The 21,358-nt window shown below is 73.9% G+C and carries 23 protein-coding genes; 9 read left to right on the top strand and 14 right to left on the bottom strand.

Annotated elements, in window-relative coordinates; all coding sequences use genetic code 11:
* Positions 1 to 35: 35 nt before the first annotated feature.
* Positions 36 to 485, bottom strand: coding sequence for an ATP-binding protein (locus Sru01_RS09755; RefSeq protein ID WP_275412149.1), 450 nt, complete (start codon positions 483 to 485; stop codon positions 36 to 38).
* Between the two features lie 199 nt (positions 486 to 684).
* On the opposite strand from Sru01_RS09755, the gene Sru01_RS09750 reads away from it, so the two are divergent.
* From Sru01_RS09750 to Sru01_RS09735, 4 genes are all read left to right on the top strand, one after another.
* The gene (locus tag Sru01_RS09750; protein ID WP_203983615.1) at positions 685 to 1,512 is read left to right on the top strand and encodes a helix-turn-helix domain-containing protein; all 828 of its coding nucleotides are present in this window, start codon (positions 685 to 687) and stop codon (positions 1,510 to 1,512) included.
* Positions 1,503 to 1,697 (top strand): DUF397 domain-containing protein, encoded by a 195-nt coding sequence (locus tag Sru01_RS09745; protein WP_203983613.1) that lies wholly within the window; start codon positions 1,503 to 1,505, stop codon positions 1,695 to 1,697. Before Sru01_RS09750 ends, Sru01_RS09745 begins: the two co-directional genes overlap by 10 nt.
* A gap of 26 nt (positions 1,698 to 1,723) precedes the next feature.
* Positions 1,724 to 1,918 carry a DUF397 domain-containing protein gene (locus tag Sru01_RS09740; protein ID WP_203983611.1) on the top strand — a complete coding sequence of 65 codons (195 nt, stop codon included), beginning with the start codon at positions 1,724 to 1,726 and terminating at the stop codon, positions 1,916 to 1,918.
* A gap of 105 nt (positions 1,919 to 2,023) precedes the next feature.
* Positions 2,024 to 2,884, top strand: a complete 861-nt coding sequence (locus Sru01_RS09735) for an aminoglycoside phosphotransferase family protein (RefSeq protein WP_203983609.1) — start codon at positions 2,024 to 2,026, stop codon at positions 2,882 to 2,884.
* 141 nt (positions 2,885 to 3,025) lie between these two features.
* On the opposite strand, the gene Sru01_RS09730 is transcribed toward Sru01_RS09735, so the two are convergent.
* Both Sru01_RS09730 and Sru01_RS09725 read right to left on the bottom strand, forming a co-directional pair.
* A complete protein-coding gene (locus Sru01_RS09730) occupies positions 3,026 to 3,844 on the bottom strand; it encodes a putative protein N(5)-glutamine methyltransferase (RefSeq protein ID WP_203983607.1) in 819 nt (272 codons plus the stop codon).
* A 378-nt stretch (positions 3,845 to 4,222) separates the two neighbouring features.
* The gene (locus Sru01_RS09725) at positions 4,223 to 4,651 is read right to left on the bottom strand and encodes a CBS domain-containing protein (RefSeq protein ID WP_203983605.1); all 429 of its coding nucleotides are present in this window, start codon (positions 4,649 to 4,651) and stop codon (positions 4,223 to 4,225) included.
* A gap of 160 nt (positions 4,652 to 4,811) precedes the next feature.
* Here Sru01_RS09725 and Sru01_RS09720 point away from each other — a divergent pair, with 160 nt between their 5' ends.
* The 5 genes from Sru01_RS09720 to Sru01_RS09700 all read left to right on the top strand — a co-directional run bounded on the left by Sru01_RS09720 (position 4,812) and on the right by Sru01_RS09700 (position 9,682).
* Positions 4,812 to 5,603, top strand: a complete 792-nt coding sequence (locus tag Sru01_RS09720; protein WP_203983604.1) for a MerR family transcriptional regulator — start codon at positions 4,812 to 4,814, stop codon at positions 5,601 to 5,603.
* The gene (locus tag Sru01_RS09715; protein ID WP_203983602.1) at positions 5,597 to 6,466 is read left to right on the top strand and encodes a hypothetical protein; all 870 of its coding nucleotides are present in this window, start codon (positions 5,597 to 5,599) and stop codon (positions 6,464 to 6,466) included. Before Sru01_RS09720 ends, Sru01_RS09715 begins: the two co-directional genes overlap by 7 nt.
* A gap of 220 nt (positions 6,467 to 6,686) precedes the next feature.
* Complete coding sequence (locus tag Sru01_RS09710) at positions 6,687 to 7,181, top strand: MarR family winged helix-turn-helix transcriptional regulator (protein WP_203983600.1); 495 nt, start codon at positions 6,687 to 6,689, stop codon at positions 7,179 to 7,181.
* A 65-nt stretch (positions 7,182 to 7,246) separates the two neighbouring features.
* Positions 7,247 to 7,969: an LppX_LprAFG lipoprotein gene (locus tag Sru01_RS09705; protein ID WP_203983598.1), complete on the top strand. Its 723-nt coding sequence runs from the start codon at positions 7,247 to 7,249 to the stop codon at positions 7,967 to 7,969.
* A gap of 45 nt (positions 7,970 to 8,014) precedes the next feature.
* Positions 8,015 to 9,682 carry an MFS transporter gene (locus Sru01_RS09700; RefSeq protein ID WP_307811997.1) on the top strand — a complete coding sequence of 556 codons (1,668 nt, stop codon included), beginning with the start codon at positions 8,015 to 8,017 and terminating at the stop codon, positions 9,680 to 9,682.
* A 31-nt stretch (positions 9,683 to 9,713) separates the two neighbouring features.
* Here Sru01_RS09700 and der read toward each other — a convergent pair whose 3' ends face one another.
* From der to pyrG, 11 genes are all read right to left on the bottom strand, one after another.
* Positions 9,714 to 11,138, bottom strand: coding sequence for a ribosome biogenesis GTPase Der (der, locus tag Sru01_RS09695; RefSeq protein ID WP_203983596.1), 1,425 nt, complete (start codon positions 11,136 to 11,138; stop codon positions 9,714 to 9,716).
* Between the two features lie 81 nt (positions 11,139 to 11,219).
* On the bottom strand, positions 11,220 to 11,876 hold the full coding sequence (cmk, locus tag Sru01_RS09690; RefSeq protein WP_239137197.1) for a (d)CMP kinase: 657 nt from the start codon (positions 11,874 to 11,876) through the stop codon (positions 11,220 to 11,222).
* A 150-nt stretch (positions 11,877 to 12,026) separates the two neighbouring features.
* Positions 12,027 to 13,118 (bottom strand): prephenate dehydrogenase, encoded by a 1,092-nt coding sequence (locus Sru01_RS09685; protein WP_239137195.1) that lies wholly within the window; start codon positions 13,116 to 13,118, stop codon positions 12,027 to 12,029.
* Positions 13,115 to 13,474 (bottom strand): chorismate mutase, encoded by a 360-nt coding sequence (aroH, locus tag Sru01_RS09680; protein WP_203983594.1) that lies wholly within the window; start codon positions 13,472 to 13,474, stop codon positions 13,115 to 13,117. Before aroH ends, Sru01_RS09685 begins: the two co-directional genes overlap by 4 nt.
* 51 nt (positions 13,475 to 13,525) lie before the next feature.
* Positions 13,526 to 15,481, bottom strand: coding sequence for a pseudouridine synthase (locus Sru01_RS35450; RefSeq protein WP_239137193.1), 1,956 nt, complete (start codon positions 15,479 to 15,481; stop codon positions 13,526 to 13,528).
* Positions 15,478 to 16,095, bottom strand: coding sequence for an SMC-Scp complex subunit ScpB (scpB, locus tag Sru01_RS09670; RefSeq protein WP_203983592.1), 618 nt, complete (start codon positions 16,093 to 16,095; stop codon positions 15,478 to 15,480). Before scpB ends, Sru01_RS35450 begins: the two co-directional genes overlap by 4 nt.
* The gene (locus Sru01_RS09665) at positions 16,076 to 16,954 is read right to left on the bottom strand and encodes a segregation and condensation protein A (RefSeq protein ID WP_203983590.1); all 879 of its coding nucleotides are present in this window, start codon (positions 16,952 to 16,954) and stop codon (positions 16,076 to 16,078) included. The genes scpB and Sru01_RS09665 overlap by 20 nt, the downstream gene beginning before the upstream one ends.
* 79 nt (positions 16,955 to 17,033) lie before the next feature.
* Complete coding sequence (locus Sru01_RS09660; protein WP_373869509.1) at positions 17,034 to 17,954, bottom strand: ParA family protein; 921 nt, start codon at positions 17,952 to 17,954, stop codon at positions 17,034 to 17,036.
* Between the two features lie 90 nt (positions 17,955 to 18,044).
* Complete coding sequence (locus Sru01_RS09655) at positions 18,045 to 18,950, bottom strand: site-specific tyrosine recombinase XerD (protein WP_307811996.1); 906 nt, start codon at positions 18,948 to 18,950, stop codon at positions 18,045 to 18,047.
* Between the two features lie 42 nt (positions 18,951 to 18,992).
* Complete coding sequence (locus tag Sru01_RS09650) at positions 18,993 to 19,649, bottom strand: NUDIX domain-containing protein (protein ID WP_203983588.1); 657 nt, start codon at positions 19,647 to 19,649, stop codon at positions 18,993 to 18,995.
* Positions 19,646 to 21,316, bottom strand: coding sequence for a CTP synthase (gene pyrG, locus Sru01_RS09645; RefSeq protein WP_203983586.1), 1,671 nt, complete (start codon positions 21,314 to 21,316; stop codon positions 19,646 to 19,648). Before pyrG ends, Sru01_RS09650 begins: the two co-directional genes overlap by 4 nt.
* Between the last annotated feature and the right edge of the window lie 42 nt (positions 21,317 to 21,358).

The following is a 21,358-nucleotide window of genomic DNA, read 5'->3' as shown; positions in this document are numbered from 1 at the left end:
GGTACATAGTACGGCATTTTCCACCGAAGCGCGCATCAGGCGCTGACGCTAAACCACACCGACCGGCCCGCGGCTTCCGCGTGACTGCCCCATGAGGCGGCGATCGTCTCGACCAGCAGGAGTCCCCGTCCGCCGTCATCGTCCAGCGCGGCGGCGCGGACCGCCGGCCGGCGATCTGGCGAACCCGCGTCGGTGACCGCGATATAGACGGCCTCGCCGATCCATACCACCCGGACAGTGACGCGCCCGCTCTCCTCTTCTCCGGACCGAGAGTGCACCACCGCGTTGGTAAGAACCTCACTCAGCAACAGCAGGACATCGTCCAGGACTCCGGCGCCCACCCGGCCGGCCAGCAGATGCCGCGCCCATGCCCGGGCCTCCCCCACCGACGTCTCGCGTCCAGGAAACTCCCGGAACCACCCGCCGGTCCGAACATCTTCGTCCAGCCGCGTCCGCGCCTCCGTCCCCGCTCGTTCACCCGCCACCGATTCCGCCCTCGATTCAAGTTGAAGTCCGGCCACCCTTCTTGTCGCCGTGCTTAGATTGCCGCCATGACCGGGTTACACGGGCGGGTACCGGCCTTCCATGGAATGCCCTGCAATACCGGTGACCCGGTATGCGATTCCACGTCTCGGCATTGGCAAAAGCGAATACGTCCATTTCACGGGTTTCGAGAGGAACGCCATGAGTGTCGGTTCGTTCCCCGACCCGGGCTCGCCCCGGGTGCGCTTCGGCGCCGAAATGCGCCGGCTACGTGAGGCCGCGCAGCTGTCCCAGGCCGCGGTCGCCGCTCGCCTGGGATGCACACAGACCCAGGTCAGCCGGCTGGAGTCAGCCACCCGCACACCATCGCCGGGTGACGCCCACCGCCTCGACCTGCTCTTCGGCACCGAAGGCGGCACGTTCTTCGCCGATCTGCACCGGCGCATCGCCGCCCGCCCCGGCAGCCCGATCTGGTTCATCGACTGGCTGGACGAGATCGAGCCCACCGCCCTCACCCTGCGATCCTGGGACCCCCTCCTCATCCCCGGCCTCCTCCAGACGGAGGACTATGCACGCGAACTCTTCCGTCGAGGACCGGGTACCGAGCGAGATGATGTGGAAAAGCGGGTGGAGGCCCGGATACAGCGCAGGCGGATCCTCGACAAACCGGATCCGCCTCTGCTCTTGTTCCTTATGGATGCTGGCGTGGTGCGCCGCCAGGTGGGCGGTCCGGAGTCGATGCGCGGGCAACTCGACTATCTCCTGGACATCGCCCACCACCCGACTCTCTCCATCCAACTGGTCGATCCGCTGTGCATCGCAGGCCTCGCGGGCGCCTTCATGATCGCCGAACTTCCACACGGCAGACCGGAGACGATCCATGCCGACTCTCCGGCACAGGGGCAGATCAGTTGTGATCCAGAAGTCGTGAAATCCATTAAACGACGATATGAAGCCATCCGACTATGGGCGTATCCTGAGCATCTGACCCGCCGAATGATCGAGGAGGCGCGACGGGAATGGACATGATGCAAGCCGTTTGGCGGAAGTCCACATATTCGTCCGGGAACGGCGGCCAGTGCGTCGACGTGACAACCGACATACCCGGCACCGTCGCTCTCCGCGACAGCCGCTACCCCGCCGAGCCCGCACTGCTGGTCCGGCCTGCGGAGTGGGACTTCTTCCTCGGCGGCGTCAAGAACGGCGCGCTGTGACCGATGGCCAAGGACACGCGACGGACATGGATCTGAGCACCGCCGTGTGGCGGAAGTCATCCCGATCATCGGACAACGGCGGTCAGTGCGTTGAAGTGGCGACGAACATGTCCAAGGCGGTTGCCGTCCGGGACAGCAGGAATCCGGCGGGCCCGGCGGTCGTCGTCGGGGCCGTCGAATGGGGGGCGTTCCTCCGTGGCGTCCGGAACGGGCAGCTCTGATCCTGGCCGCGGATGGCGTCAGGAGCTCGATCATCGCGGCGAGCGGTGCCGGCCGTCCCGGTCGGGCTTCGGCGCCGCGCTCAGGGTCGGCGCTATCGTGACGGCGTGAAGACCCCGGTAGCGGAGATCGACATCGATCGCGAACTTGTCGGCCGGCTGGTCCGGGCGCAGCATCCGGATCTGGCGGGCCCGCTCGTCCTGGTCGCCAACGGGTGGGACAACGTCATCTACCGCCTGGGGGCGGACTTGGCCGTGCGGCTGCCGCGCCGCCAGGTCGCCGTCGAGCTCCTCGCCAACGAGCAGCGCTGGCTGCCGGTCCTGGCCGGGTACGTCGACGTCGCGCTGCCGGTACCGGTCCGGGCCGGCGTGCCCGGTGAGGGGTATCCGTGGCCATGGACGATCACGCCCTGGTTCGAGGGCCGCACCGCCGCCGACGTGCCGCCGGCCGCACGGTCCGGCATCGCCGTCCCGCTGGCCGGGTTCATGACCGCCCTGCACCGGCCCGCGCCGCCGGGCGCCCCGCGCAACCCGGTCCGCGGCGTCCCGCTCGCCGCCCGCGACGCGGTCGAACGGCAGCGCCTGCGGACTACGGCCAGATCGGCGGAGTTGCTGCCCCTCTGGGAGGAACTGTCGGCCGTCCCGCCGTGGCCGGGCCCGGCGCTCTGGCTGCACGGCGACCCGCACCCGGGAAACCTGCTGCTGGACGAGCGCGGCCTGGCGGCGGTGCTGGACTTCGGTGATCTCACCGCCGGCGATCCCGCCACCGACCTGGCCGCGGCGTGGCTGGTGTTCGACCAGGACGCGCGTGACATCTTCCGGTCGCAGGTGGCGGCTGACGCGGCGACCTGGGCGCGAGCCCGGGGATGGGCGCTCTCGCTCGGCACCGCGCTGGCCACCGCCTCCGCCGACGACCCGAGGATGGCGGCCGTCGGCGAGCACGTCCTGGACCAAGTGCTGCGCACCTGACGCCGGTCCGGCGTTTCGCCGGTCCTCCCGTATCCCGGCGGGTGCCGGCCTCGGGCCCGGTCGGAGCTGTCCCAGCTGTTCAGCGACGACCTGATCGACGTTGGATACCTTGACGACCTGCTAACTCTGGGCCGGACGGCGTCAGAGGGCCGGGCGGGTGGCGATGACGGCGGTGGCGTCGGTGTCGGCGGAGTGGGCACGGCGGGCACGCAGGCCGGCCCGGGCGGCGGCGACGACGGTGGCGGCGGCCTGGCGCTCGCTGGTCTCCACCAGCAGGTGGCCGCCGGGGGCGAGCCAGTCCTGGGCGCCCTCGATGATCCTGCGGACGACGTCCAGCCCGTCGGAGCCGCCGTCCAGCGCCACCAGCGGCTCGTGGTCGCGGGCCTCGGGCGGCAGCAGCCCGATCGCGCTGGAGGGGACGTAGGGCGGGCTGGCCACCAGCACGGTCACCCGGCCGCGAAGCGCCGGCGGCAGCGCGTCGTACAGGTCACCCTGGTACACCTGCCCGCCGGTCGCGGCCAGGTTGCGGCGGGCGCAGCGGACGGCGGCCGGGTCGATGTCGGCGGCGTGCACCTCGATCGGTCCGGCGGCGCCGGCCAGGGCGGCGGCCACCGCGCCGGTGCCGCAGCACAGGTCGGCCACGACCGGCGGGCGCGACGCGCCGGCGGCCCTGGCCCGGCGGATCAGCGCGGCGGCCCGCTCAACGAGGAAACCGGTGCGTGGGCGGGGTACGAAGACACCCGGCTCGACCGCGACGCGCAGGCCGCCGAACTCCGCCCAGCCGACGATGTGCTCCAGCGGCAGGCCGGCGACCCGCTTGGCCACCATGGCGGCGAGGTCGCCCGGGGTACGGGCCGCGGCGGCGAGCAACTCGGCCTCGTCTTCGGCGAAGACGCAGCCGGCGGCGCGCAACCGGATGACGATGGCGGGCAGGGACAGGGGTGATGGCAGTACCGACATGAGAGCCTTCCGGGAGGCCGGCGGATGCTCTCGCGGCGGCCCGCTACCGGCAGGACCGGTGATCACTGGAGGAGAGCACCCGAGCTGACACAGCGTTGATGGGTCTCACCTCCCGGGTCGTCGCCTGCTGGGCACGGCAACGCTATCGGAGCCCTGGTCGGCCGCACAACGGCATATTCCCACAGCGGTCTCCACCGGACCCCGCGCCGGCCGCGGTGGTCGCACGCCGACCGGCTCAACGGCGCGCGGTTTCCGATGACGGTCCAACGACGGCGCCCGGCGGGGCAGGCCGGCCAGGAGCCGTGCCCCGTCACGATCACGCCCTCGGTACCGCCGCCGGGGAAGCCGCGTCCCGGCCCGCCCGGCACCTGGCGGGGATCAGCCGTGCAGGTAGCCGACCAGGTGGGCCTTCTCCGTCTCCAGTTCCTCGATCGCGCTCTTGACCACGTCCCCGATGCTGACGATGCCGACCAGCCGGCCGTCGGAGGTGACCGGCAGGTGGCGGACGCGATGCTCGGTCATGGTCTTGCGCAGCCCCTCGACCTCCGCCTCCGGCTCGCAGGTCCGCACCGGCGTGCTCATGATCGTGGAGACCGTCTCCTGCAGCACGCCGGGCCCGCGCTGGTGCAGCCGGCGCACCACGTCGCGCTCGGAGACGATGCCCAAGATGGCGGCGCCGTCCTCCGACACCACCACCGCGCCGATGTTGTGCTCGGCGAGCATGGCGAGCAGTTCCTGCACCGTGGCCTCGGGGCGCACGGTGGTGACGCCGCTTCCCTTGTCGCGCAGTATCTGGCTGATGCGCATATGAACCACCTCTGGGATCCGGGAGGGTGGGCAGAGTACCTCTGACTTCCCCACCTCGCGTCCGGCTTAAGCACACTTGGCAGCAAAGCCGGACTTCCGATGGCCTGCGGCGTGGGTGGCGGTTTGACATTGACGCTAGGTCAACGTTTCCAATTGGGGCATGCGGATCGGCGAACTCGCCGCACTGGTCGGAATCTCCACCCGGGCCGTGCGGCATTACCACCATCTCGGCCTGCTGCCCGACCCGGTGCGGCTGGCCAACGGCTACCGGGATTACGGGCTGCGCGACGCGGTGGCGCTGGCCCGGGTGCGCCGGCTCGGCGAGCTCGGGCTGAGCCTCCCCGAGATCCGGTCGGTGCTGGCCGACGATCAAGGGCGTGAGCTGCGCGAGGTACTGCTGGAGCTGGACGCCGACCTGGCGCGGCAGCAGCAGGCCATCGCGGCGCGGCGCGCGCGGCTGGCCCGGCTGCTCGCCGACGGGTCACCGCATCCCGACTCGGTGGTGTCCCCGGAGATGGCCGAGGTGCTGCGCGGCCTGGACGCCCACGGCTCGGCCGTCGCCGCGCTGGACCGGGAACTGCTGGCGCTGGCCGACACGACCGCCGATCCGGCCGGTCGGGCGGCGATGATCGAGCTGTTCCGCCCGCTGGCCGAACCCGCCGCCCGGGCCCGCGGCCACGCCCTCTACGCGCGGCTGGACGAGCTGGCGGGCGCCGAACCGGATGACCCGCGGGTGCCGGAGCTGGCCGCCGACCTGGCGGCCCACCTGCCGGACGGCCTGGCCGCGGCGATGGTCGCCGAACTGCCGGCCTCGCCGGACGGCCGGGACATGCCGGCCGGCGAGGCGGCCGGCCCGGCGTGGGCGGCGGAGATGCTCGCCGCGCTGTCACCGGCCCAGGCCGAGGTCCTCCGGCGGACGGCGGCCGTTCTCGCGGAGCGTGGGCCATGCTGAGGACCGCCCGCGCGCTGCTGTTCGCGGCGCTGCCCGCTGAGCTGCTGCTCGGGGTGCTGCTGCTGGCGGGGGTCACCCCGCCGCCGCTGGTGATCGCCGCCGCCGAGGCGGTGGTGGCCGCGGTACTGCTGCTGGAGGCGGTCGTGGCCGGCCGGCTGTTCCGCGCGGAGCGCCGGCTGGGCGCCTCGCGCCGGCAGGCCGCCCGGGCCACCGTCCGGCGGCTGGTCCCGGCCCCGGTGCGCCGGATCGTGGGGTTCGAGACCAAGGGGATGCACAGCGTGCTGCTGTGGGCCACCCGCCGCCGGGACGGGGTGCCGCCGGGCGCCACCGCGCTGCCGTACGTCCGCGAGCAGGCGACGGTGATGCTGCTCCTGCTGTTCGCGATGGTCGTGGAGACCGTCGCCGTCGAGCTGATACTGCGCGCGCTGGAGGTGCCGGACGCGGTGCGGATCGCGGTCCTGGTGGTGGACGTCTACGGGGTGTTCGTCGGGCTGGCCGTGGTCGCGGCGTGCGCCACCCGGCCGCATGTGGTCACCGGCAGCGAGCTGGGCGTCCGCTACGGCGCGTTCTTCGACGCCCGCGTCCCTCGCGAGCTGATCTCCGCGGTGCGCGCCACCCGCCGCTACGACGAGACCGGGGTCGTCCGGGTGACCGACGGCCGGGCGGCGGTCGCGGTCTCGTCCCAGACCAACATCACCGTGGAGCTGGCCGCGCCGGTCACCGTGGTCCGGCCGCTCGGCCGGACCGTCGAGATCACCGCGATCCGGTTCTTCACCGACACCCCGGACGCGGCGCTGGCCGCGCTCAGGCCGGAGCCGTCCCGGCGCGGCGTCCCGGCGTCGGATCAAGGAAGACGTGCGTGACGGCCGGGAAGCGCTCGATCAGCCGGCGCTCCACCTCCTCGGCGGCGGCCTCCAGGTGGTGCCCCCGGTAGCCGTCCACGAAGTCGATTGGCTACCCGCCGCGACACGGTGCGGCATATCGGTCGCCTGGCGGAATTCCGGTGCCGCCAGGGGCGGCGGAGCGGTCCGGCACTTCCTCCGCGCGGCGCCGGGCTGTTCGCCGGAGAGATAGATTCACTGCATGAGCACGGCGGAATCCGACGACCCGTCCCCCAACTGGCTGAGCGGCGCCGAGCAGCGGGCCTGGCGCGCCCATCTGGCGGCCAACAAGCTGCTGCTGCACCGGCTGGATCGCGATCTGCAGGAATGGGGCCTTTCGCTGAACGACTACGAGATCCTGGTCAACCTGTCGGAGACCCCCGACCACCGGATGCGGATGAGCGACCTGGCCGAGGCGACCATCCAGTCGCGCAGCCGGCTGTCCCACCAGATCGCCCGGATGGAGGCCGCCCGGCTGGTGGCCAGGGAGAGCTGCGCCGACGACCGGCGCGGCACCTTCGCCGTGCTCACCGACCATGGCTGGGAGACCATGCAGCGGGTGGCGCCCTCGCATGTGGCCAACGTCCGCTACCACTTCATCGACCGGCTCAACCCGAAACTGATCGAGGCGCTGGAGTCCGCCTACAGCCCGGTGGTCGACCACCTCATGCGCCTGCGCACCGAGGAGCGCGCCTGACGGCGACGCCGAACCGATACCGGGTCGGCCGCCGGTGCCCGGCCGGGCGCGGCTAGCATCCGGCTGTGACGAGAAGCCGACCTTTTCCCCGGCCCCGGCGATCGCGCCGGTGGTCCGCCGCGCGTCTGCTCCTGCCGCTGCCGGCGCTGGCGCTGCTGGTGGCGTGCAGCGCGGCGCCGGACCAGGCCGCGCTGCCGGACGGCGGGCGGCTGATGGCGAAGTCCGCGCAGGCGATGCGGGCGGTGTCCACCGTCGCGTTCCTGATCGAGACCGAGGGCAGCCCGCCGGTGCCGGTGAAGCACGCCGACGGCTCGCTGACCCGGCAGGGGGACGCGAAGGGCACCATTCGCATCGACGTGCTGGGCAACCTGCAGGAGCTGGCCTTCGTGCTGGCCGGTGACACCGTGTACTTCAAGGGTCCGACCGGCGGCTACCAGACGATGACCCGGCAGCAGCTGGCGGCCATCTATGATCCCTCGGCGATCCTCGACCCGGCCCGGGGGGTGCCCAAGCTGCTGGCCCAGGCCACCAAGGCCCGCACCGAAGGCGAGGAGAAGGTCGGCGACGCGCAGGCCTATGTGGTGGCCGCCACGCTGCCCCGGCAGGTCGTCGCCTCGGTGGTGCCCGGCGTCGGCCAGGACGTGAACGGGCGGATGTGGCTGGACAAGGCATCCGGCCGGCTGCTCAAGGCCGCCCTGCCCATCGGCGACGGGCAGAACTCCGGCACGGTGACGGTGACCTTCACCGACTTCGACGCCCCGGTCACCGTCACGCCGCCGGCCAAGTGATCAACGAGTGTCCCTGATGCCGCCTACCGGAAAGTTGGTGCGCTGGTGAGCGAACCGGTCCCGTCCCGGCCCGCGCCGGCCGCCACGCCCCCGGCGAGCACCGCACCCGCGGCGGACGCTCCCGGGCCCGGGCCGAGCGGTCCCGTCCCGCCGGGGACCGACTCCGCCGCCGGCGGCACCGCCGGGCATCCGGCGGGCGAACCCATGCCCGCGGCGGACGCCGCCGGGCACCGGCGGCGGGTGGCGCTCGGGGTGGGCGGCGCGGCCGTGCTGCTCGCCGCGCTGGACGCCTACGTGGTGGTCACCATCCTGGTGGACGTCGCCCGGGACGCCGGCGTGCCGCTCAACCACCTGGAGCGGGCCACCCCGATCGTCACCGGCTTCCTGCTCGGCTACGTGGCCGCCATGCCGCTGCTCGGCGGGCTGTCGGACCGGTACGGTCGCCGCCCGCTCATCTACGCCTGCCTGGCCGGGTTCGCCGCCGGCTCGGTGATCACCGCGCTGGCCGCGTCGGTGCCGCTGCTCACGGCGGGCCGGACCCTGCAGGGCGTGGCCGGCGGCGCGCTGCTGCCGATCACGATGGCCCTGGTGGGCGACCTGTGGGACGAGCGCGGCCGGCCGCTCGCGCTCGGCGCGGTGGGCGCCGCCCAGGAACTCGGCAGCGTGCTCGGCCCGCTGTACGGGGCCGGGGTGGCCGCGGTGGCCGGCTGGCGCGGCATCTTCTGGGTCAACGTGCCGCTGGCGCTGCTGGCCGCGCTGGCGGTGCGGCGCGCGGTGCCGGCGGCCGGCCGGGCCGCCGGGCCGCGGCCCGCGGTGGACGTGGCGGGCGGGCTGCTGCTGGCGCTGGCGCTCGGCCTGCTGGTCGCCGGGCTGTACAACCCCGAGCCGGACGCCGCGGTGCTGCCGCCGTGGGGGGTGCCGGCCATCGGGGGCGGGCTGGTGGCGGCGGCCGCGTTCGTGATCTGGGAGCGGCGGGCCAGGGTGCGGCTGGTCGACCTGACCGGCGTGCGCCGCGGCCCGTTCCTCGCCGCGCTCGCGGTGAGCTTCCTGGCCGGGGCGGCGCTGCTGGTCACCCTGGTGGACGTGCAGCTGGCGGCTCAGACGCTGCTCGGCACGGACGCGACCGGCGGCGCGCTGGTGCTGTCCCGGTTCCTGATCGCCCTGGCCGTCGCGGCGCTGGCCGGCGGGTGGCCGGCCCGCCGGTTCGGCGAGCGGGCGGTCGCGGTGGCGGGCCTTTCAGTGGCCGCCGCCGGGTACGCGCTGATCTCCCGGTGGCCGGTGGCGCCCGGCGCGGCCACCTACGTGCTCGGGCTGCCCCGGATGGACACCGATCTGGTGATCGCCGGCCTCGGGCTGGGCGTGGTGATCGCGCCGCTGTCGTCGGTGGTGCTGCGCGTGATGCCGGCCGGGCGGCACGGGGTGGCTTCGGCGGCCGTGGTGGTGGCCCGGATGATGGGCATGCTGCTCGGCGTGGCCGCGCTGTCGGCGTGGGGCTTCCACCGGTTCCGGTCGCTGACCGCCGATCTGGACACCCCGCTGCCGTTCGGCGTGCCGGCCGCGGAGTACACCCGGCTGCTGGCCGCCTACACCGAGCAGGTGCGGGCGGCGCTGCACACCGAGTACACCGAGATCTTCCTGATCACCGCGGTGCTGTGCGCGGCCGGCGCGGTGATCTCGCTGGCCCTGCCCCGGGCCGGCTCGTCGGCCGGCTGACGGCCCGTCCGCCCGGCGGCGGACGGGCGGGTCACTTCTTCTTCTGCGCGCCGCGCTTGTCGCGGATCTTCATGGTGAGCGAGATCGGCGAGCCGGCGAACCCGAACTCCTCGCGGATGCGGCGCTCCAGGAAGCGCCGGTAGGTCTCCTCCAGGAAGCCGGAGGTGAACAGCACGAACTTCGGCGGCTCGGTGGACGCCTGGGTGGCGAACAGGATCTTGGGCTGCTTGCCGCCGCGGACCGGGGGCGGGGTGGCGGCGATCAGCTCGGACAGGAAGGCGTTGAGCCGGGCGGTCGGCACCCGGGTGCTCCACGACTCGATGGCCCGCTCGATCGCCGGGACCAGCCGCTCGACATGCCGGCCGGTCTTGGCGGAGATGTTCACCCGCAGCGCCCAGGGCACCCGGACCAGCTGGCGGTCGATCTCCTTTTCCAGGTAGTACCGCCGGTCCTCGTCGACCAGGTCCCACTTGTTGAAGGCGACGACCATGCAGCGGCCGGACTCGATGACCATGCTGATGATGCGCAGGTCCTGCTCGGTGAGCACCTCGGAGGCGTCGATGAGGACCACCGCGATCTCCGAGCGCTCCAGCGCCGCCTTGGTGCGCATGCCCGCGTAGAAGTCGGCGCCCTGCAGCTCGCGCTCGCGGCGGCGGATGCCGGCGGTGTCGACGAACCGCCATGTCTTGCCGCCCAGCTCGATCAGCTCGTCCACCGGGTCCCGGGTGGTGCCGGCCATCGGGTCGACCAGCACCCGCTCCTCGCCGGCCAGCTTGTTCAGCAGCGACGACTTGCCGACGTTCGGCTTGCCGACCAGGGCCACCCGGCGCGGGCCGCGCTCGGCGCCGAACCGCTGCGGCGGTGCCTGCGGCAGCACGTCCAGCACGATGTCCAGCAGGTCGCCGCTGGAGCGGCCGTGCAGCGCGGACACCGGGTGCGGCTCGCCGATGCCGAGCGACCACAGCGCGGTCGCCTCCAGCTCCATCCGCTGGTCGTCGACCTTGTTGGCCGCCAGCACCACCGGCTTGCCCGACCGGCGCAGCACCGCGGCCACCGCCTCGTCGGCGTCGGTCACCCCGACCGTGGCGTCCACCACGAACAGGATCACATCCGCCAGCTCGACGGCGATCTGCGCCTGCTCGGCGATGCGCAGCGCCATCCCGGTCGCCTCGGGATCCCAGCCGCCGGTGTCCACCAGGGTGAACCGGCGGCCCCGCCAGTCGCCCTCGTAGGTCACCCGGTCGCGGGTCACCCCGGGCACGTCCTCCACGACCGCCTCGCGGCGGCCGATGATCCGGTTGACCAGCGTCGACTTTCCGACGTTCGGGCGGCCGACCACGGCCACGACCGGCAGCGGCGCGGAGTCCTGCTCCGGCTCGCCGGCGTCGCCGCCCTCGCCGAGCTCCGCGAGCTCGGCCTCGATCCATCCGGCGTCCTCGCCGTACTCCCCCGTCACGTCACGTCCGTTCCCATACCTGGCACACCCCTCCGGCGGCGGTCATCGGGCACGGCATGGCCGCCGCCCGGTGCCCACCGGTCAGGTGCGCTCCTTCACAAGTCTCAGCACCTCGGCGACGACCTCGTCCAGGGTCATCTCCGTGGTGTCCACCTCGACCGCGTCGGCCGCCATGACCAGCGGGTCGGCCTTGCGGGTCGAGTCCAGCGCGTCGCGCCGGGCCATCGCGGCCCGCTGCGCCTCCACCGTCGTGCCGGCCAGTTCGGCGCTGCGCCGCCGGGCCCGGGCCTCGGGGCTCGCGGTCAGGTAGACCTTGACCGGCGCCTCGGGTGCGACGACCGTGCCGATGTCCCGGCCCTCGACCACGATGTCGCCCGCCCCGATGACGGCGCGCTGCTCGGCGACCAGCCGGGCCCGGACCTCGGGCACCGCGCTCACCGCCGACACCGCCGAGGTGACCTCGGTGGTGCGGATCGCCGCCGCGACGTCGACGCCGTCCACGGTGATGCCGGGCGCGGCGGGGTCGGTGCCGATCTGGAGCACCGGATCGGCCGCCCGGGCGGCCACCGCCGCCGGGTCGCCGGTGTCGACGCCGTGCTCGCGCATCCACCAGGTGATCGCCCGGTACATCGCCCCGGTGTCCAGGTAGCGCAGGCCGAGCGCGCGCGCCACGCCGCGCGAGGCGCTCGACTTGCCCGACCCCGAAGGGCCGTCCATCGCGACGACCAGAGCGGTCACGGCGTCTCCCTTTTCGTCGTGGGCGGGTCCTGCGTCCCGGGCGGTGCGCTCCGGCGTCCGCCGGGGCCCGGGCGGGTCACCGGCCCGCGGCGGCCCGGGCCCGCAAAGAGCGTACCGGGAAAACGCCACCGGACCGGCATCGGAGCCGGGCTAGGGGACGTGCCACCCGTGGGCGCGCAGCGCCCTGGCGAGCCCGCCGGCCGCCTCCGGCTGGACGTGCAGTTCGGCGGCGCCGAGCGGCAGCCCGGGGGCGTGCTCCAGCCGGACGTCCTCGATGTTGACGCCGGCCTCCTTGGCCACCTGGAAGAGCCGGGCCAGCTCGCCGGGCCGGTCGCCGACCAGCACCTGCACCACCGCGTACGACCGCGGCGGGCCGCCGTGCTTGCCGGGGATGCGGCTCTGGCCGGCGTTGCCGCGCCGCAGCAACTCGGTCACCGGATCGATCGCGGCACCCTCGACCGCGGCCGCGCGCAGCGCCGCCGCCGCCCGGCCGAGGTCGGCGGCGACCGCCTCCAGGATCTCGGCCACCGGCCGGGCGTTACCCGACAGGATGACCGTCCACAGCGCCGGATCACCGCCGGCCACCCGGGTGACGTCGCGGACCCCCGGCCCGGCCAGGCCGAGCGCGGTGTCGGAGGCCTCGGCCAGCCGGGCGGCGACCGCCGCGGCAGCCACGTGCGGGGCGTGCGAGACCAGGGCGACGGCCTCGTCGTGCGCGGCCGGCGCCACCTCCACGGCGTTGCCCCCGCACAGGTCGATCAGGGACAGCACCGCGCGCACCGCCTCCGGCGCGGTCTCCGGACCCGGGCAGTACGCCCACGGGCGGCCGAGGAACACGTCGGCGCGCGCCGCGGCCGGGCCGGAGCGCTCGCGGCCGGCCAGCGGGTGGCCCGCCACGTAGCTCGACAGGTCACAGCCGAGCCCGGCGGCCTGCTCGATGGGCAGCGCCTTGACGCTGGCCACGTCGGTGTAGAAGCGGGCCGCCTCGGTCTTCTGCAGGTCCAGCAGCCACTGGGCGACGAACTGCGGCGGCACGGCGATGACCGCGAGGTCGACGCGCGGGCCGCCGGCCGTCCACTCCTCGCCCGCGCCGAGCTCGCATGCCACCCGCACGGCCGCCGGGTCCTGGTCGGCGAGCTTCACGGTGACGCCGTGCTCGCGCAGCGCGAGGCCCACGGACGTGCCGATCAGCCCGGTGCCGACCACCAGGACGCTGTCGATGCCGCGCGGGTCGTCGCTCACTGCGCGATGTCCACTCGGAGGGCGACCGCCCCGCGGAGGTACACGTGGTGGATCTCCTGGCGCGGCCGGTCGGTGGCGACGTGCGCCATCAGGCGCACCACCCGCGGCAGCGCGCCCGGCACGTCGATCTCGCTCGCGCAGATCAGCGGCACGTCGTGGAAGCCGAGCTTGCGGGCGGCGAGCGCGGGGAACTCCGCGGTGAGGTCGGGCGTGGCCGTGAAGATCACGCTGATGACCTCGTCGGTGGTCAGCCGGTTGCGCTCCATGACCTCGGTGACCAGCTCGGTCACCGCGGCCAGGATGGCCTCTCGGTCGTTGGAATCGACCTGGGTCGCACCTCGGATGGCCCGCACCATGTCATCCCCCTCTCGCTCGCCGCCGTCATGCCGTTCGTCTGCGGGGAAAGATTACATTCCCACCGTGGCGTAGAGATCGCCCACTTCCTTGAGGCTGAGCGCGCGCAGCGTCCCGGGCTTGAGCCGGCCCAGCTTGACCGGCCCGAACTCGATGCGCGCCAGGTCGATCACCGGGTGCCCTTCCACCTCCAGCATGCGGCGCACCACGTGCTTGCGGCCCTCGTGCACCACGACCTCGACCAGCGCCTGCTGCCCGTGCTCCTGGACGATCTTGAACTCGTCGGCCTTGACCATGCCGTCCTCCAGCTCCACGCCCTTCTTCAGCCGGCGGCCGAGGTCGCGCGGGATGGGGCCGGGGACCTTGGCCCAGTACTTCTTCTGCACCCCGAAGCTCGGGTGGGTCAACCGGTGCGCCAGCTCACCGTCGTTGGTGAGGATGATCAGGCCTTCGGTCTCGGTGTCCAGCCGCCCCACGTGGAAGAGCCGCTCGGTGCGGTCGGCGGTGTAGTCGGCCAGCGAGGGCCGGCCCTCGGGGTCGGACATCGTGCTGACCACGCCGATCGGCTTGTTGATGGCGAAGTAGACCAGGTCGGGCGCGGTGGGGATGCGCTTGCCGTCGACGTGGATGACCTGCTTGGCGGGGTCGACGCGGGCGCCGAACCGGCGGACGACCTGGCCGTCCACGGTGACCCGGCCCTCGCCGATCAGTTCCTCGCAGGTGCGCCGGGCCGCCACGCCGGCCGCGGCCAGCACCTTCTGCAGCCGGACGCCGCCGGGGACCTCGGTGGTGTCGCGCTCGTCGGCGTAGCCCTCGGGGAAGAAGTCGGGGTCGCGCACCGGCTGGCGGGCGGTCTTGAAGGCACCGCCGCGCCCGGCGCCGCCGCGGTCGCGCGGGCCGCCGGTGTCGCGACCCCGCGTGCCGGCCCGCCCCGAGTACCCCTCGCCGCGCCCGCCGTCGTCCCGCCGGCCGTACCGGCCGCGGGTGCCGCCGCCGATCGTCTGCACCTCGTCGCGCCGGCCCGGGCCGCGCCCGGAGCCGTACCGCCCGCCCTCGCGCGCACGTTCGCCGTCGCGGGGCGCGCGCCGGGAGTCGCCCCGGACGTCACCGCGGTCGCCGCCCCGGAAGTCACGGCGATCATCGCCTCGGGAGTCGCGGCGGTCGTCACCGCGCGGGTCGCGGGCTCCGCCGTACCCCCCGCGGTCCGCGGGCCCGCCCCGATAGGCGCCGCGGTCGTCCTCGCGCCGCGGGCCGCCGGCCGGGCGGTCCCGCCCGGCGTCGTCCCGGCCGTACCGGCCGCGGCTGCCGCCCGGCCCGGCCCGGAACGCCGACCGGCCGTCGTCGCGGAAGGACCCGCGGCGCTCGCCGGAGTACCCTCCCCTGTCCCGGGACGGTCCGCGGCGGGCGTCCTGGCGGCCACCGGACGGCCCCCGGCGCTCGCCGGAGAAGCCGTCCCGGTCCCGGAAGGAGCCGCGGCGATCACCGGAGAAGCCGCCGGAGTCGGAGCCCCGCCGGTCACCGAAGGACCCCCGGCGATCACCGGAGCGCTCGTCGCGGCCACGGAAGGAGCCCTGGCCCTCGCCGGAGCGCTCGTCGCGACCGCGGAAGGAGCCCCGGCGATCACCGGAGAAGCCGTCCCGGTCGCGGGACGGGCCGCGGCGGTCGCCGGAGTCACGGCCGGCGAAGGAGCCCCGGCGATCGCCGGGGCGCTCGTCGCGGCCACGGGCGGAGTCGCGGCGGCCGTCCCGCTCGCGCGGGCCGGCGAACGGGCGCGGGTCGCGGTCGCCACCGCGCCCGGCGCGGTCACCGGTGCCCTCGGCGCGGAAGGAGTCCCGGCGGTCCCGGTCACCGCGCCCGGCCGCGCCACCGCGCGCCGGGCGGCCGCCACCGCGGACCCCGCCGGACCCGGCCCGGAACCCGGCACCTCCTCGCGAGCCCGAGGCGCCACCGGCGCCGCCGCGTCCTCGACCGCGTCCATCACCGGACGGGGTGCTACGCCTGTTGATCACTTGAGTCGCTCCTCTAGGTTTTCCACGTCGTCGGGGAGGAACGGGGCGAGCGGCGGAAGTTCGTCCAGGCTCCGCAGCCCCAGCCTCTCCAGAAAGTACGAGCTCGTGCGGTACAGCACCGCCTGGCCCTCGGGATCGGTGCCGGCCTCCTCCACCAGCCCGCGGGCGGCGAGGGTGCGCATGACGCCGTCGCTGTTGACGCCTCTGATCGCGGCGACCCTGGCCCGGCTCACCGGCTGCCGGTAGGCCACCACCGCGAGCGTCTCCAGGGCGGCCTGCGTCAGCCGGGTCTGCTGCCCGTCCCGGACGAACCGCTCCACCACGGCGGCGCACTCGGCCCGGGTGTAGAACCGCCAGCCGCCGGCCACCTCCCGCAGGTCGAAACCACGGCCGGCCGCGGTGTATTCCGCCGCCAGCCCGCGCAGGGCCCCGGTGATCTCACGCACCGGCACCTCCAGCACCTGGGCCAGGGTCACCTCGGCGACCGGTTCGTCGACCACCAGCAAGATGGCCTCCAGCGCCGCCCGCAGGCCCGGCTCCGGCCCGGCGTCCACCGCGATGCCGGCGGCGGGCGCCGCCGGATCGCCGGCCGGGTCAGGACTCGTCGGCTGCATTCTCGCTCTCCCGGCTCTCGGGGCCGTCGATGCCGTCGGGGCGCCGCGCGGGGCCCTCGTCGTAGTCGTCGACGACCGTGACGTCGCCGTCGTCGGCACCGGCCCAGGTCACGTGCAGGTCGCCGAGCGGCTCCAGCTGCTCGAAGGTGACCGCGCCCTCCCGGAACAGCTCCAGCACCGCGAGGAACCGCGCGATGACCTCGAAGGTGCCCGCGCAGTCGGCGGTCAGGGCCCGAAACGTCGCGGTGCGCACGCGCCGGAGCCGTTCGACCAGGATAGCGGCTTGCTCGCGGACGTTGGCGACCGGCTGGTAGATGTGCTCGGTCGACACCGACGGCGGCAACCGGGGGGTGAAGGCCCGCGCGGCGATCTTCGCCAGCCGCTCGGGGCCGACGCCGAGCACCAGCTCGGGCAGCAGGTCGGCGAACCGCGGCTCCATCGGCACCACCCGCGGGAAGCGCAGCGCCTCGGCGGCCATCCGGCCGGACAGGACCTTGGCGACCTCCTTGTAGGCGCGGTACTGCAGCAGCCGGGCGAACAGCAGGTCACGGGCCTCCAGCAGGGCGAGGTCCTCCTCGTCCTCCACCTCGCCGGCGGGCAGCAGCCGGGCCGCCTTGAGGTCCAGCAGGGTGGCGGCGACCAGCAGGAAGTGGCTGGCCTGGTCCAGGTCCCACTCCGGGCCGCGCGCGCGGATGTGCGCGATGAACTCGTCGGTCACCTGGTGCAGCGACACCTCGGTGATGTCCAGCTTGTGCTTGGAGATCAGCCCGAGCAGCAGGTCGAACGGCCCCTGGAACACTTCCAGGTGCACCTGGAAGGTGTCGGGCCGCGCCTGGGCGGCGGCGGGCTGCTCGGTCACCGGCCCATTGTCCCGCACGCGCGGCTCCCCGGCCGTCACGCCCGCCCCGCGAGGTCGGCGTGCCGGGCGCGGGCCGGGCTCAGCCGCCCTCGGACCAGCGGGCGAGCACCTCGCGGGCCAGCTCACGGTAGGCGGTCGCCCCCATGGAGGCCGAGTCGAACTGGGTGATCGGCTCACCGGCCAGGGTGGCGTCCGGGAACCGGACGGTGCGGTTGATCACCGTGTGGAAGACCTTGTCGCCGAACCCCTGCATGATCGTCTGAAGGACCTCGCGGGCGTGCAGGGTGCGCGGGTCGTACATCGTGGCCAGGATGCCGTCGATCTCGAGGTTCTTGTTCAGGCGCTCCTGCACCTTGGTGATCGACTCCATGAGCAGCGCGACGCCGCGCAGCGCGAAGAACTCGCACTCCAGCGGCACCATCACGCTGTGCGCGCAGGTCAGCGCGTTGACCGCGAGCAGGCCCAGCGACGGCTGGCAGTCGATGAGGCAGATGTCGTAGTGGGGCAGCAGCGGCTCCAGCGCCCGGCCGAGCGCGTACTCGCGCGCCACCTCGTTGACCAGGCGGATCTCCGCGCCGGACAGGAAGATGTTGCTGGGCAGCAGGTCCATGCCCTCGACGCTGGTGGCGAGCAGCACGTCCTCGGCGGTGACGTCCTGCTCCTCCATGATCAGGTCGTAGATCGTGGACTCCAGCGGGCGCGGGTCGATGCCGAGGCCGACCGACAGCGCGCCCTGGGGGTCGAAGTCGACCAGCAGCACCCGCTGGCCGCACTCGGCGAGGGAGGCGCCAAGGTTGATGGTCGTCGTGGTCTTGCCCACGCCGCCCTTCTGGTTGACCATCGCCACGACCCGCGCCGGGCCGTGCGTGGTCGGCGGCACGGGCTCCGGGAAGACGGGGCGCGGCCGCCCGGTGGGACCCAGAATGCCCTCGCTCCGGGCGTCGCCCCAGTCGGGTGCGCCCGAAGCGCCGCGGATGGTCGCGTCTGTGGTCGCTGTCACCAGTTGAACCTCCCTGACGACCCCGAACCGGACCGTCCGGACGGACACTATGGGGTCGGCACGTAAGCGGCAAGGCGCCGCGCCCTGAAGCTATGAAGTTGGCGGCCCGGCCCGCGGGCCGAACCCGGCGCGCGCCGCACGGAGCCGGTCGGCACCGGCCGGCGTGTAGACCTGGGTGGTCGACACCGAGGCGTGGCCGAGCAGTTCCTGGACAACCCTAACGTCCGCTCCGCCGTCCAGGAGGTGAGTTGCGAACGAATGGCGCAACATGTGCGGGGACACCCCGGCCAGCCCCGCCCGCTCGGCGGCGGACTGGAACACCTCCCAGGCGCCCTGCCGGGTGAGCCGGCCGCCGCGGGCGTTGAGGAACAGCGCGGCGGTGCCCCCGCCGGAGGCGCAGATCATCGGCCGTGCCCTGGCGAGGTAGGCGCCGAGCGCGTCGAGCGCGAGCGCCCCGAGCGGCACCACCCGCACTCGGCCGCCCTTGCCGCGCAACCGCACCAGCCCGGCCTCGACGTCCGCCACGGCCAGCCCCACCGCCTCGGAGATGCGCGCCCCGGTGCCGTAGAGCAGCTCCAGCAGCGCCCGGTTGCGGTCGGTGAGCGGCGCGCCGGCCGGACCGGCCGCGGCCATCAGCCGCTCGATCTCGGCGACGCCCATGGCCTTGGGCGGCCGGCGCCGCCGGCTCGGCGGGTGCACCTCGCGGGCCGGGTCGTGCCCGGCCAGCCCTTCGCGCAGCGCGAAGCGGTGCAGCCCGCGAACCGCCGAGACGGCCCGGGCGGCCGAGCCCGCCGACAGCGCCCGGTGCGCCGGGTCGCCCTCCCGCAACGCCGCGAGGAAGGCGACCACGTCGCCCTCGGCGACCTCGGCCAGCGAGGAACGCCCGCGGCGGCCCAGATGGTCGAGATAGCGCCGCAGGTCACGCCGGTAGGAGGCGAGCGTGTTGGCCGCCAGGCCCCGCTCCACCGCGAGATGGGCGAGGTAGCCGGCCAGCACTGCCTGGGGGTCGGCGTGCGGGCTCAGGACCGGAACCTCCTGTCAGGCCTCCTCCGCCTCGGCGGGACGCAGGGTGGCGAAGCCGTCCGGCGCAGCGGCGTACGCGGCGAGGATACCGGCGACGGCCGGCGAATTGTGGATCATTCCGGCCAACGCCCGGCGCACCCCGTCGGCGAGCGGCACCCAGACGACCGGCATGTCGACCTCCTCGTGCCGCCGCACGAAGCCGTTCTCCTCCGGCGGTATCGGCACCAGGTCGCGGGCCAGGAAGATCCGGATGCGTTCGTCCGACATCCCGGGCGAGGTGGCGATGTCGAGCAAGGTGTGCCAGGTCCGCGCCCGGTACCCCGCCTCCTCGGCCAGCTCGCGGGCCGCGCACTCGACCAGCGGTTCGCCGGGCACGTCCCGGATGCCGGCCGGCAGCTCCCACAGCAGCCGGCGCATCGGGTGGCGGTACTGGCGCAGCAGGAGCACCCGGTGCTCCTCGTCCAGCGCCACCACCGCCACCGAGCCGGGATGGACCACGTAGTCGCGGTCGGCCACCTCGTCGCCGGGCATGCGCACGCTGTCGGTGCGCACCGAGATCACCCGGGCGCTGAACCGCTCGGCCGACGCGACCACCTCCCAGGAGGCCGGCAGGTCGCGCACCTCGCCGGCGTCCGGCCCCGCGGGAGCGCCGGCGCCGGGCGCGGCGGTCACGCGGTCCGTCCGGCGCGGGTCACGCTCTCGCGGTTGCCCGCGTAGTCGAGAGCCGCGTCGATCAGCCCGGTGAACAGCGGGTGCGGCCGGGTCGGCCGGGAGCGGAACTCCGGATGGGCCTGGGTGCCGACGAAGAACGGGTGCAGGTCGGCGTCCAGCTCGGCGTACTCGACCAGGCGCCCGTCCGGGGACAGGCCGGAGAAGACCATGCCGGCCTTCTCCAGCCGCTCGCGGTAGGCGTTGGCCACCTCGTAGCGGTGCCGGTGCCGCTCGTCGGCGCTCGCCGCGCCGTACAACCGGCGGACGATCGAACCCTCGGCGAGCCGGGCCGGGTAGAGACCGAGCCGCATGGTGCCGCCCATGTCGCGCTCCCCGGCCACCACGTCCTCCTGGTCGGCCATCGTGGAGATCACCGGTTCGGCGGCACCGGGGTCGAACTCGGTGCTGTTGGCCCCCTCGACGCCGGCCAGGTGCCGGGCCGCGTCGATCACCATGCACTGCATGCCCAGGCAGATGCCGAGCAGCGGGATGCGCCGCTCGCGGGCGTGCCGGATGGCGCCTACCTTGCCCTCGATGCCGCGCACCCCGAAGCCGCCGGGGATCAGCACGCCGTCCACGCCGTCCAGCTCGCGGGCGGCGCCCTCGGGGGTCTCGCAGTCGTCGCTCTTGACCCAGCGGATGTTGACCCGGGCGTCGCAGGCGAAGCCGCCGGCGCGCAGCGCCTCGGTGATCGACAGGTAGGCGTCCGGCAGGTCGATGTACTTGCCGACCAGCGCGACCGTCACCTCCCGGGCCGGCCGGTGCACCCGGCGCAGCAGCCGGTCCCACTCCTGCCAGTCGACGTCACGGAACGGCAGGCCCAGGCGCCGGATGACGTAGGCGTCCAGCCCCTCGGAGTGCAGCACCTTGGGGATGTCGTAGATGCTGGGCGCGTCCACCGCCGAGACGACCGCGTCCTCGTCCACGTCGCACATCAGGCTGATCTTGCGCTTCAGCGAGGTGGTGATGGGCCGGTCGGAGCGGCAGACGATCGCGTCCGGCTGGATGCCGATGCTGCGCAGCGCGGCCACCGAGTGCTGGGTGGGCTTGGTCTTCAGCTCCCCGCTCGGCCCGATGTAGGGCAGCAGCGAGACGTGCAGGAAGAAGACGTTGTCCCGGCCGACCTCGTGCCGGACCTGCCGGACGGCCTCCAGGAACGGCAGCGACTCGATGTCGCCGACCGTGCCGCCGACCTCGGTGATCACCACGTCCACGTCCGGGCCGGCCATGCCGCGGATGCGGTCCTTGATCTCGTTGGTGATGTGCGGGATCACCTGGACGGTGTCGCCCAGGTACTCACCGCGCCGCTCCTTGGCGATCACGTTGGAGTAGACCTGGCCGGTGGTGACGTTGGCCGAGCCGTGCAGCTCGGTGTCCAGGAAGCGCTCGTAGTGGCCGACGTCCAGGTCGGTCTCGGCGCCGTCGTCTGTGACGAACACCTCACCGTGCTGGAACGGGTTCATCGTCCCGGGGTCGACGTTGAGGTAGGGATCGAGCTTCTGCATGGTGACCCGCAGGCCGCGAAGCTTGAGCAGGCGCCCGAGGCTCGACGCCGTGAGCCCCTTGCCGAGGCTGGAGGCCACGCCTCCGGTGACGAACAGATGCTTGGTTTTTGCGGCACTGCGCAACGAGGGTCTCCCGTGGTCCGTTGTGATCGTGGCCGTCCCGGC

The sequence above is a fragment of the Sphaerisporangium rufum genome (genome assembly GCF_016863395.1).
GTDB lineage: Bacteria > Actinomycetota > Actinomycetes > Streptosporangiales > Streptosporangiaceae > Sphaerisporangium > Sphaerisporangium rufum.
Note: the sequence above shows the minus strand (reverse complement) of the source record. Positions and strands in the feature narration are given on the sequence as shown.